The organism is Roseomonas sp. TAS13, assembly GCF_001950415.1.
Classification (GTDB): domain Bacteria; phylum Pseudomonadota; class Alphaproteobacteria; order Acetobacterales; family Acetobacteraceae; genus Roseomonas; species Roseomonas mucosa.
In genome coordinates this window covers 1-10971 of sequence record NZ_BDLP01000140.1, presented here as the reverse complement: position 1 = coordinate 10971, position 10971 = coordinate 1, and the positions used below count along the sequence as shown (strand labels likewise).

The window sequence follows — 10971 nt, the reverse complement described above, 5'->3', positions numbered from 1 at the left end:
GACTTGTGATCAAGAGACAGCCGGCCCAGCAGGGTCGCGAGGGTGGCGGTGGAAAGACCGGCGGAGCCGGCGCCGATCACGGCGATGTCGGTCTCAGGCATGCGCCGCCCCTTATGGCCGCAGCCGGGCCCGGCGTCAGGAGGGGATCGCACGATGGGACGGGATTGGCGGCGGCCGGAGGGGCCGGAAACGGCGAAGCGGGGGCAGGGATGCGGGAATGCGGGGCCGATCCTGCGTGTTGAGTGGTTGACGGGTCCGTTACCCTCTCCCTATACAGCGCCAACCGCGCCGGACCCGCGCCTTGTGCACCGGGGCCGGCGTTGCCTGTCGTGCCTGTCTCCCTGCCCTCGGGGGAGGGGACGGAGACGGGCACGGCCGGGAAACCCGAAACGGGGTCGGTCCCGGCAGATCCAGCCACTTTTTCCGAACGGAGCCACGTCCCGTGAAGCGTACCTATCAGCCCTCCAAGCTCGTCCGGAAGCGCCGGCACGGCTTCCGCGCCCGCATGGAGACGGTGGGCGGCCGCAGGGTCGTCGCCAACCGCCGCTCCAAGGGCCGCAAGCGCCTGTCCGCCTGAGCGGACGGCGCGCGGTTCCGCGTATCCCATGGCCCTGCCGCGCCTGAAGCAGCGACGCGAGTTCCTTCGCGTCGCCGGCAAGGGTAAGCGCGCGGCACGGCCCAGTGTGCTGCTGCAGGCTCTTCCGGAAACGGAAGGGCCTCTTCGCGTCGGTTTCACGGCAACGAAGAAGCTCGGCAACGCCGTGGTGCGCAACCGCGCCAAGCGGCGGCTGCGCGCCGCGGCGCACGAACTGCTGCACGCGGCCCCGCCGCCCGGCTGCGCGCCCCGTGGCTGGGACCTCGTGCTCGTCGCCCGCGACGGGGTGATGACGCGCGACTGGTCCACGCTGCTGGGCGACCTGCGCGGCGCGCTTCGCCAGGCGGGCGTCATCGTCCCGCCGGGTCCCGCCGCGGCGGAAGGCGGCACCGCGCCGGGGCAGGGGGCTTGAGCCCCGCCGCCGGCGTCCTGACCGTCGCGGTGCATGCCTATCGCTATGGGCTTCGCCCGATCATCGGCAGCCACTGCCGCTTCCACCCGCATTGCAGCGACTATGCGCTCGAAGCCCTGGCCAGCCATGGTGCCACGCGCGGCACCTGGCTGACGGCCCGGCGAATCCTGCGCTGCCACCCCTGGAACCCGGGCGGCTGGGACCCTGTCCCGCCCGCATCGCCCCGCATTGGGGCATCCACCGCCCGCGAGAACGGTTGAATCGATGGACAACAAGCGACTGCTCGTCGCGATCGCGATCTCGATCGCCATCCTGCTGGGCTTCGAGCTGTGGAACCGCCCCACGGTGCAGCAGCAGGTGCAGAGCCAGCAGCAGGCACGCCAGGCGCCGACCGAGCCCCTGCCGCCCGGCATCGGCTCCCCGGCCCCGACCCAGGGCGCCCAGCCCCCGGAGCGCGTCGCGGCCGAGCACCTGCCGATCGAGACGCCGCGCCTGGGCGGCAGCCTCAACCTGCGTGGCGCCAGGCTCGACGACCTGGTGCTGAAGAACTACCGCGAGACGGTCGCGCCGAATTCGCCGCTGGTGCGCATGTTCGCGCCGCGCGGAGAGGTCGCGCCCTATTTCACCCAGTGGGGCTGGAGCGCCGCCGATGGCCGCACGCCGGTGCCGGGGCCCGACACCGACTGGACGGTGGCGGACAAGGCGCCGCTGACGCCGCAGCATCCGGTGACCCTGCGCTGGGACAACGGCGCCGGCCAGGTCTTCGAGATCGTGCTGTCGGTGGACGACAACTTCATGTTCACCGCGCAGCAGCGGGTGATCAACAACGGGTCCGAGCCGGTGCAGGTCCTGCCCTGGACCCGCGTGCGGCGCGAGCACACGCCGCAGCTCGCGAACTACTACATCCTGCACGAGGGCTTCGTCGGCGTGCTCGGCGGGCACCTGCAGGAGCTGAAGTACTCGGCCGCCAAGGATGCCGCGAACAAGGCGCAGGGGCTTGCCTTCCAGGAGGACAGCACCGGCGGCTGGGCAGGCTTCACCGACAAGTATTGGCTGGCCGCGGTCACCGCGATGACGCCGCAGGAGACCATCCGCGCCGCCTTCCGCCACACGCAGGAGCAGCCGGGCCCCGAGGGCGACCGCTGGCAGGTGGATTTCTCCGCGCCGCAGCCGCTGAGCGTGGCGCCGGGCGCGACGGCGGATTTCGGCACGCGCGTCTTCGCCGGCGCCAAGGAGGTCCGCACCCTCGACGCCTATCGCGACAACCTCGGGATCACCGATTTCGACAAGGCTGTGGATTTCGGCTGGTTCTATTTCCTGACCAAGCCATTCTTCTACGCGCTGGACTGGCTGTATCACATCGTCGGCAATTTCGGCATCGCCATCCTGATCTTCACGGTGGCGCTGAAGGCGCTGTTCTTCCCGCTGGCCAACAAGTCCTACAAGTCCATGGCGCGGATGCGCGCCCTGACGCCGCGGATGAACGAGATCCGGGAGAAGTTCAAGGACGACCCGGCGAAGATGCAGCAGGAGATGATGGGCCTGTACAAGACGGAGAAGGTGAACCCCGCCTCCGGCTGCCTGCCCATCCTGATCCAGATCCCGGTCTTCTTCGCACTCTACAAGGTCCTGTTCGTCACCATCGAGATGCGGCATGCGCCCTTCTTCGGCTGGATCCGCGACCTTTCGGCGCCCGACCCGACCAACCTGTTCACGCTGTTCGGGCTGATCCCCTGGGATCCGCCGCACATGCTGCACATGCCGGTCTGGGCGATCATCATGGGCTTCACCATGTGGGCGCAGCAGCGGCTGAACCCGCAGCCGCCCGATCCGATCCAGGCCAAGCTCTTCGCCTGGATGCCGGTGATCTTCACCTTCATGCTGGCGAGCTTCCCGGCCGGGCTGGTGATCTACTGGAGCTGGAACAACACGCTCTCCGTGCTCCAGCAGGCCTGGATCACCCGGCAGGAGCGTGCCGAGCGCCGCGAGCAGAAGAAGCTGGTGCGGACATGAGCGAGGCACCGGAGCACAAGCCGGAGGCCGCTGCCCTGGCCGCTCCGGTGGATGAGCGCGAGGCCGAGCGCCTCGCGGCGCTGGAGGCCGGGCGGCTGCTCTTCGCCCGGCCCTGCCGCTTCGTCTTCGCCTCCCAGCGGCTGGACCAGCTGCCGGAGGCGCGGCTGCCGGAGGTGGCCTTCTGCGGCCGCTCCAACGTAGGCAAGTCCTCGCTGGTGAACGCCCTGACGGGACAGAAGACCCTGGCCCGCGTGTCCAACACCCCCGGGCGCACCAAGCAGCTGAACTTCTTCGAGCTGGGCGGGGAGGGTCAGGCGCGGCTCACCCTCGTGGACATGCCGGGCTATGGCTATGCCCAGGCGGCCAAGGCGGTGAAGGAGGACTGGCAGGGGTTGATGTTCGACTACCTGCGCGGCCGGACGACCCTGCGCCGGGTCATCCTGCTCCTCGATGCGCGGGTGGAGACCAAGGACTCGGACCGGGCGGCGATGGACCTGCTCGGAAAGGCGGCGGTGCCCTTCCAGATCGTGCTGACCAAGGCCGACGATACGCCGCAGGCGCGGTTGGCGAAGCGTCAGCAGGAGGCGGAGCGCCTGGTGGCCAAGCAGGCGGCGGCCCATCCGCTGGTGATCACCACCAGCAGTGAGAAGGGCCTGGGCATCCCCGAACTGCGGGCAGAACTCGCTTCCATGGCCCTGGCACCCTGATCCCCGGCACGAACTGAGGCGTGCCGGCCACAGTGCGGCATAATGGACGCAGTTCAACCTGCGCGTGCTTCTCCCGAATCCTGGCGTCGTCATAAGACAGATATGCCCAGGGAGGGTTTGGTGAGACGCGTGGTCCTTGCGCTCTGTGTTGCCTTGCTGGCCCCGGCCGTCCAGGCCGCGACGCCCGACCGCTGCCCGGTCGACACGAGGCCGGATTTGCGCCGCATCATCGGAGGGCCGGCTCATCTCCGACCGCTTTCCGGTGTGACGCAGAGCACCCCCCGCATCGGCCTGTTTCGGCCGGACACTTCCTGTGGCTTCCCCCCGGTGCGCCGGATTTCCCGCCCGCGCGCCGGCTGATCGGCGCGGCGAGGAGCGGGAGTACACGGGCCGACCCCACCGGCCCGGGTGCATACCCCGCCCGCTCCTTGCCGCCCGAGAGGCCCGCCGATCCGGCCCAGCCCCGCCCATGGCTCCCAGCCGGAGCCGGAGCCGGCCGGCCGCGGCGCTCTTGACCCTGTGCTGCGGTGCCCGCAAGAGGCGAACGGCGCCTTCCGCCGCGATCCATCGGAGCCGATGCCATGACCGAAACCATGCGCGACAACATCGCGCTCCTTTCCGATGCGCTGCCTTTCCTGAAGCGTTACGACGACGCCGTCGTGGTCGTGAAGTACGGTGGCCATGCCATGGGGGAGGAGGAGACGGCCTTCCGCTTCGGTCAGGACATCGCGCTGCTGGAGCAGGTCGGCATCAACCCGGTGGTGGTGCATGGCGGCGGGCCGCAGATCAACGCCATGCTGAAGCAGCTGAACGTACAGTCCGAGTTCGTCCAGGGCCTGCGCATCACCGACGAGAAGACGGTGGACATCGTCGAGATGGTCCTGGCCGGATCGGTGAACAAGCAGGTGGCCGAGGCGATCACCCGGGCCGGTGCCATCGCCGTCGGCATCAGCGGCAAGGACGGCAACCTGATCACTGCGCGCAAGACGCTGAAGACGGTCACGGACCCGCAGACCGGCGAGCCGAAGGTGCTCGACCTGGGCTTCGTGGGCGAGCCGGAGAAGGTCGATACCCGCGTCCTGGAGCTGCTGATCGGCGCCGATATCGTGCCCGTGGTGGCACCGGTCGGAGTGGATGCGAAGGGCCAGACCTTGAACATCAACGCCGACACCGTGGCCGGAGCGGTGGCCGGGGCGCTGAAGGCGGCGCGGCTGCTGATGCTGACCGACGTGCCGGGCGTGCTGGACGAGAACAAGCGCCTGATCCCGGAAATGACGGTGGCCGAGGTCCGGGCCGGGATCGCGAGCGGCATGATCTCGGGCGGGATGATCCCGAAGGTCGAGACCTGCATCCAGGCGGTGGAGCTGGGTGTCGAGGGCGCCGTGATCCTGGACGGGCGGGTACCGCATGCGGTGCTGGCCGAGCTCTTCACCGATGCCGGGCCGGGGACGCTGATCCGGCCCTGAGGGCCTGAGGCTGCCTCGTGGCTGGCCCGGGGGCGAGAGGCTCCGCCGCTCGCCCCGGATCCTCACGCCGTGGCGACCGGCTCCGGTCCGCTGGCCGGATGTGGAGCGGGGGCTGCGACGGCCGGGCAGGGGTGCCGTTCACACAAGGCCTGCGGCGCTTCGCTTCCCGGCGGGCCGGACTCCATCGCAAGCGGCGCGTTGACACGCCTGCCGGTGCGCGCGAGAGGGTCACGCCGAACGCATTCGCCAAACCGATCGGGATCATCGCGACCATGGACCTGTCCAGCCTGCAGAAGACCATCGAGGCGCTCTGGGAGCGCCGCGCGGAAGTGACGCCCGCCACCCAGGGTGCCGACCGCCAGGCGGTGGCGGATGCGCTGGACCTGCTGGACAGCGGCAAGCAGCGCGTCGCCTCCATCTCCGGCAATGGCGAGTGGACGGTGCACCAGTGGCTGAAGCAGGCGGTGCTGCTGAGCTTCCGGCTGGAGGACAACACCTTCCGCCGGCAGGAAGGCGCCGGGGCCTGGGACAAGGTGCCGCTGAAGTGGGAGGGCTGGAGCGAGACCCAGTTCCGCGAGGCCGGGTTCCGCGCCGTGCCGGGCGCCGTGGCCCGCCGCCCGGCCTATATCGCGCCGAACGTGGTGCTGATGCCCTCCTTCGTGAATGTCGGCGCCTATGTCGCTTCCGGTACCATGGTCGATACCTGGACCACGGTCGGCTCCTGCGCCCAGATCGGGAAGAACTGCCACCTGTCCGGCGGCGTCGGCATTGGCGGCGTGCTGGAGCCGCTGCAGGCCAATCCGGTGATCGTCGAGGACGACTGCTTCATCGGCGCCCGCTCCGAGGTGGCCGAGGGCGTGATCGTCGGCCGCGGCTCGGTGCTGTCGATGGGCGTGTTCCTTTCGGCCTCCACCAAGATCATCGACCGCGCCACGGGCGAGGTCTTCGTTGGCCGTGTGCCCGCTTATTCCGTGGTGGTGCCCGGCAACCTGCCCGGCAGGCCGCTGCCGGACGGGTCGCAGGGGCCGTCGCTCTACTGCGCCGTGATCGTGAAGCGGGTGGACGCCCGCACGCGCGAGAAGACCTCGATCAACGAGCTGCTGCGCGATTGAGCCGCCCTTGACCGGAGCCCGGGCCGTGACCGCCATCGCCGACCCCCTGCCGATCGCGCAGGCGCTGATCCGCTGCCGTTCCGTCACCCCGGCGGATGACGGGGCGATGGCGGTGCTGGAGGGCATCCTGGAGCCCCTGGGCTTCCGCTGCACCCGCCTGCGCTTCGGCGAGACGGAGAACCTCTTCGCCCGGCGGGGCGGGGAGGGGCCGCATCTCTGCCTCGCCGGGCATGTGGACGTGGTGCCGCCCGGCGAGGGCTGGCGCCACGATCCCTTCGCGGCGGAGATCGTGGAGGGCGTGCTCTACGGCCGCGGGGCCACGGACATGAAGGGCGGGGTGGCCGCCATGCTCGCCGCCGCCCATGCGCCGCAGCCGCGCGGCAGCCTCTCCTTCCTGATCACCGGGGATGAGGAGGGCGATGCCCATGACGGCACGGTGCGTGTGCTGGAATGGATGGCGGCGAACGGGCAGGTGCCGGACATGTGCCTCGTGGGCGAGCCGACCTCCAGGGTCCGGCTGGGCGACACGATCAAGATCGGGCGGCGGGGCAGCCTGACCGCCTATCTGACGGTGCGGGGCACGCAGGGCCATGTCGCCTATCCGGCGCGCTGCGACAATCCGGTGCACCGGCTGGTGCGGGCGCTGAACCGGCTGGTGGCGCAGCCGCTGGACGAGGGAACGGAATGGTTCGAGGCTTCCTCGATCCAGGTTACGAGCTTTGACGTGGGCAATCCGACGACCAACCTCGTGCCGGGCGAGGCGAAGGCCACCCTGAACATCCGCTTCAACAACCTGCACGGCGCCGCCAGCCTGGAGCGCTGGATCCGGGAGGCGCTGGAGGCCGAGGCGCCGCAACACGAGGCGCGCTTCTCCTGTTCCGGCGAGGCCTTCCTGACCGGGCCGGGGCCTTTCGTGGAGGCGCTGCGCCGCGCGGTGGAGCGGGCGACGGGCGAGGCGGCGGCGCTGGACACCGGCGGCGGCACCTCGGATGCGCGCTTCATCACCCGCTACTGCCCGGTGGCCGAGCTGGGCGCGGTGGGGACCACCATGCACAAGGTGGACGAATGCACGCCGGTCGGGGAGCTGCGCGCCCTGGCCGCGCTCTATGGCGCCGTGATCGCGGAGTGCCTCGGCTGAGCGCGCCCCACCATCCCTCCGCCGCGCCGCCCGCCCTGGCGGTGCAGATCGTGGCGGGCCTGCGCGGCGCCTTCCTGCTGGCGCGGGGAAAGGCGGCGGGGATCGCCTTCGCCTGCCTGTCGCCGGAAGGAGCGGCGCGCTCCTTCTGGGCGGCGGCCCTCTGCCTGCCGGTCTTCGTGCTGCTGCGCCTTGTCAACGGGGCGGAAGGCGAGGTCGGCACCGACCCGCTGCGCTTCCTGGTGGCCGAGCTCTCGGGCTTCGTCTGCTCCTGGGCCGGCTATGCCCTGGCCTCCCACTGGCTGGCGGCCCGGGCGGGGCTGCTGGCGCGCTGGCCGCGCTTCATCGCCGCCTGGAACTGGGCGAACACCGTCCAGTACGCCGTGCTCCTGGTGCTGCTGCCGGTGCCGCCGGGCATGGTGGCGACCTGGCTGGGCATCGCCACCTTCGGCTATGCGATGTGGCTGGAATGGTTCGTGGCGCGGGAGGCGCTGGGCGTGAACGGCTTCCAGGCGGCGACCTTCGTGGCGCTGGACCTGGCGATCAGCATCTTCCTGGCCGGGGCGGTGCAGGCCGTCGCCATGGTGGACTGACGACCCGCTTCCACTCACGGGGTTTTCGCTCCTGGGTGGAAGGGATGGACCTTTCGTTAACTATCTCTGGTTGTTAATTTGCTCCCGTATCTCCAGGGAGACGTGTGGGATGGTCCTCGATGCCGCGGTGCTGACGGATGCCTGCCATTCCGCATCCGGGTTCCGGCCGGTATGACGGCCAGCCCGCCCGAAGGGACCGCCTTCTGCATCTATGGCCAGTTGCGGGACGAGGACCTGACCCTGCCGGAAACGGCCCGGATCGCCTCGGAAAGCGGGGCGCGGGTCTTTCTCAGCACTTGGCGGCGGCGCGGCACCAAGACGGGCGGGGCGACCAATCTTTCGCAGTTCTTCCGCATGTTCGGGCGCGAGGCCGGCTTCGCGCTGCCGCGCCGCCTGGGCTACCGCTTCAGCGAGAGCTTCCCCGACTTCGCCCCGCGCGCCATGGCCGGGGCCGGCGAGGCCGATCCGGAGCGCCTGCGCAGCTGGTTTCCGGATCTGGTGCTGGATGCCGAGGAGGAGACGCTCGACCTCGACTTCGCCGGCAGCCGCAGCGACAACAACAGCCTGCGCATGCTCTACAAGCTGTGGCGGGCGGTGGCGCTGAAGCGGGCGGAGGAGAAGCGGCGCGGACGGCGCTTCTCCGCGGTGGTGCTGTTCCGCCCGGACGTCCTGCCGCCGGAGCCCGGGCAGATGCCGCCGCCGGACTCCCTGCCTGGCGCCATCTTCCTGCCGCCGGGGGGCTGGGCGCCGCACCACGCGCATGACGTGCTGATCGTCTGCTCCTCCGAAACGGCGGATGCCATCGCCGCCCTGTTCGGCCGGGCGGTGCTGGAGCGGGTTTCCGGCTGGGACGGCATCCATCCCCAGCTGCACGACCACCTCGCCTCCCTGGGCAAGGAGATCCGAACCGTGCCCGTGCCGCTGGGCCTGCGCGAGCGGGCGGAGCAGCACCAGCCGCGCAACCGCACCCTGCTGCGCGAACTGCTGGAAAGCGGCAACTGGGACGCACGGGGCTGGAGCGAACCCAGGCCGCAACTGGGCCAGGCCCTGGCGGAGCTGCTGCGCGCGGTGGAGGAGGTCCTGGAGGCGCGGCCCGAAGCGGCGCTGGAACGGCTCCGCGCCCTGCTGGACCGCGAGCCGCCGCTGGCGGTGCTGGAAGGCGCCGCCTCCGTGGCCGCCGATGCGCTGCTGGCCCAGGGGCGGAAGCGGGATGCCTATGCGCTGCTGCTGATGCGCGTCCTGGCAGCGCTGGTGCCGGAGCCGGGCTGGCTGGAGGATGGGGAGTTCCATCGCAACCTGACCCGGCTGAGCGAGGCGGGCGGGCCGCTCACCGGCCAGCAGGCGAGCTGCGCCGCGATCGAGGCGCTGCTGGACGAGGCCCCCATGGCGCCGGTGGTGCGGGAGGTCTGGACGGCGCTGCTGCGCCTGCTTCCCTGGGACCGGCTCTCGGCCGAGGCGGCGCGGGTGGCGGAGTTCTTCGGCCAGGACATCGCGGTGATGAGCCGCCGCTTCTGGAAGCTGTTGAACGGCAACCGGATCGACGAGGCGGCGGCGCTGGCGGCGCGGATGCGGCAGGCGGCGCCGGGCGACTGGCGCGGCGTCGATCATCTCGGCCATGTGCATTCGCGCCGGGGCGAGATCCGGGCGGCGCTGGACTGCGCCACCGCCGCCCTGGCCATGGAGCCGGAGAACTGGGGGCTGCTGGCCCGCGTCGGCAAGCTGCACGAGCAACTCGGGCAGCTCCCCCAGGCGCGGCGCCACATGGAGGAGGCGTTGGCCCGCAACGCCGACCACCATGTGCGGGCCGGCTATGCCCATCTCCTGGCCCGGATGGGGGAGACCGAGGAGATGCGGCGCTTCGTGTCCCACTGTCTGGCCGAGGCGCCGGAGGATGCCTGGCTGCGCGACGCGCTGGGGCCGCTGGTGCCCCAGGCGGCCTGACCCCCGGACCGGAAAGGGCGTCAGCGCCAGTCCGGCTCGGGGTCGTAGCGGACGAAGGTGAAGCAGAGGCCGGTGGGCGGGGCGGTCTGCCCGGCCTTGCGGCGGTCCCGGCCTTCCAGCAGGGCACGGGGCCAGTTCGCCGGGCGGCGGCCCATCCCGACCTCGTAGAGCGTGCCGACGAGGTTGCGGATCTGGTGGTGCAGGAAGGATCGCGCTTCCGCCACGACGAGGATCTCGTCCCCCTGCCGCATCACGTCCAGCCGGTCCAGCGTGCGGATCGCGTCCTTCGCCTGGCAGGAGCTGGCCCGGAAGGCGGAGAAATCGTGCCGCCCCAGCAGGGCCTGCGCCGCCGCGTGCATTGCCTCCGCATCCAGGCGGCGGGGGACATGCCAGACGCGGTTCTCGTCCAGGGCCGGGCGCGCCGGGCGGTTCAGGATGCGGTAGCGGTAGCCGCGGTGCCGGGCGGAGAAGCGGGCGTTCCAGTCCTCCGCCACCCGGGCCGCGGCGATCACTGCCACCGGCTGCGGGCGGGAATGGAAGTTGATCGCCTCCCGCAGCCGCTCCGGCGCCAGATCGGCGGCGAGGTGCAGGCTGACGACCTGACCCTCGGCATGCACGCCGGAATCGGTGCGCCCGGCGCACTGGGCCGTGACCGCCGCACCGCCGTTCAGGGAGAAGGCGGCCTCCTCGATCACCTGCTGCACGCTGGGCAGCCCGTCCTGCCGCTGCCAGCCGGCGAAGGGGGTGCCGTCATACTCCACCCGAAGCGCGTAGTTCGGCACGGTTCAGGCGTCCGGCGGAAGGGGCAGCACCGTGCCGGGCGTCAGGGCATAGCCGCGCAGGAAGGCATCGGCCTCCATCGGCGCGCGGCCCGGGCGCTGGAGCCGCAGCAGGCGCAGCGCGGTGCCGCCGCCGCAGGCAATGCGGGGCAGGGTGTCGAGCACCGTTCCGGGCGCTGCATCGGCGGTGCCGGCGGGTTCCGCCGCCAGCACGCGGA

General features: G+C 71.2%; 11 protein-coding genes and 1 pseudogene. 10 read left to right on the top strand and 2 right to left on the bottom strand.

The window, feature by feature from the left end; genetic code table 11:
• Positions 1 to 442: 442 nt before the first annotated feature.
• From rpmH to ROTAS13_RS12435, 10 genes are all read left to right on the top strand, one after another.
• A complete protein-coding gene (gene rpmH / locus ROTAS13_RS12480) occupies positions 443 to 577 on the top strand; it encodes a 50S ribosomal protein L34 (protein ID WP_019461403.1) in 135 nt (44 codons plus the stop codon).
• Positions 578 to 605: 28 nt separating this feature from the next.
• Positions 606 to 1007, top strand: a complete 402-nt coding sequence (gene rnpA / locus ROTAS13_RS12475) for a ribonuclease P protein component (protein ID WP_019461404.1) — start codon at positions 606 to 608, stop codon at positions 1005 to 1007.
• The gene (gene yidD, locus ROTAS13_RS12470; RefSeq protein ID WP_019461405.1) at positions 1004 to 1267 is read left to right on the top strand and encodes a membrane protein insertion efficiency factor YidD; all 264 of its coding nucleotides are present in this window, start codon (positions 1004 to 1006) and stop codon (positions 1265 to 1267) included. The genes rnpA and yidD overlap by 4 nt, the downstream gene beginning before the upstream one ends.
• Positions 1268 to 1271: 4 nt before the next feature.
• A complete protein-coding gene (gene yidC, locus ROTAS13_RS12465; protein ID WP_019461406.1) occupies positions 1272 to 3020 on the top strand; it encodes a membrane protein insertase YidC in 1749 nt (582 codons plus the stop codon).
• Positions 3017 to 3727: a ribosome biogenesis GTP-binding protein YihA/YsxC gene (gene yihA, locus ROTAS13_RS12460; RefSeq protein ID WP_099781554.1), complete on the top strand. Its 711-nt coding sequence runs from the start codon at positions 3017 to 3019 to the stop codon at positions 3725 to 3727. Before yidC ends, yihA begins: the two co-directional genes overlap by 4 nt.
• 581 nt (positions 3728 to 4308) lie before the next feature.
• Entirely contained in the window at positions 4309 to 5193 is an 885-nt protein-coding gene (gene argB, locus ROTAS13_RS12455; protein WP_019461408.1) for an acetylglutamate kinase, read from the top strand.
• Between the two features lie 272 nt (positions 5194 to 5465).
• Positions 5466 to 6305, top strand: a complete 840-nt coding sequence (dapD, locus tag ROTAS13_RS12450; RefSeq protein WP_058390135.1) for a 2,3,4,5-tetrahydropyridine-2,6-dicarboxylate N-succinyltransferase — start codon at positions 5466 to 5468, stop codon at positions 6303 to 6305.
• Positions 6306 to 6330: 25 nt separating this feature from the next.
• Positions 6331 to 7443 carry a succinyl-diaminopimelate desuccinylase gene (dapE, locus tag ROTAS13_RS12445; protein WP_075822502.1) on the top strand — a complete coding sequence of 371 codons (1113 nt, stop codon included), beginning with the start codon at positions 6331 to 6333 and terminating at the stop codon, positions 7441 to 7443.
• A complete protein-coding gene (locus tag ROTAS13_RS12440; RefSeq protein ID WP_058390137.1) occupies positions 7431 to 8033 on the top strand; it encodes a hypothetical protein in 603 nt (200 codons plus the stop codon). Before dapE ends, ROTAS13_RS12440 begins: the two co-directional genes overlap by 13 nt.
• Positions 8034 to 8204: 171 nt before the next feature.
• Positions 8205 to 9974, top strand: coding sequence for a hypothetical protein (locus ROTAS13_RS12435; protein ID WP_058390138.1), 1770 nt, complete (start codon positions 8205 to 8207; stop codon positions 9972 to 9974).
• A gap of 20 nt (positions 9975 to 9994) precedes the next feature.
• Here ROTAS13_RS12435 and truA read toward each other — a convergent pair whose 3' ends face one another.
• Positions 9995 to 10756: a tRNA pseudouridine(38-40) synthase TruA gene (truA, locus tag ROTAS13_RS12430; RefSeq protein WP_019461413.1), complete on the bottom strand. Its 762-nt coding sequence runs from the start codon at positions 10754 to 10756 to the stop codon at positions 9995 to 9997.
• A 3-nt stretch (positions 10757 to 10759) separates the two neighbouring features.
• Positions 10760 to 10971, bottom strand: a pseudogene (locus ROTAS13_RS12425) (methionyl-tRNA formyltransferase); the annotation flags it as partial.

Excerpts from the sequence above, each read along its gene's own strand:
- rnpA (WP_019461404.1), top strand. The coding sequence starts at position 606 with ATGGCCCTGCCGCGCCTGAAGCAGCGACGCGAGTTCCTTCGCGTCGCC.
- yihA (WP_099781554.1), top strand. The coding sequence starts at position 3,017 with ATGAGCGAGGCACCGGAGCACAAGCCGGAGGCCGCTGCCCTGGCCGCT.
- yidC (WP_019461406.1), top strand. The coding sequence starts at position 1,272 with ATGGACAACAAGCGACTGCTCGTCGCGATCGCGATCTCGATCGCCATC.
- argB (WP_019461408.1), top strand. The coding sequence starts at position 4,309 with ATGACCGAAACCATGCGCGACAACATCGCGCTCCTTTCCGATGCGCTG.
- ROTAS13_RS12435 (WP_058390138.1), top strand. The coding sequence starts at position 8,205 with ATGACGGCCAGCCCGCCCGAAGGGACCGCCTTCTGCATCTATGGCCAG.
- dapD (WP_058390135.1), top strand. The coding sequence starts at position 5,466 with ATGGACCTGTCCAGCCTGCAGAAGACCATCGAGGCGCTCTGGGAGCGC.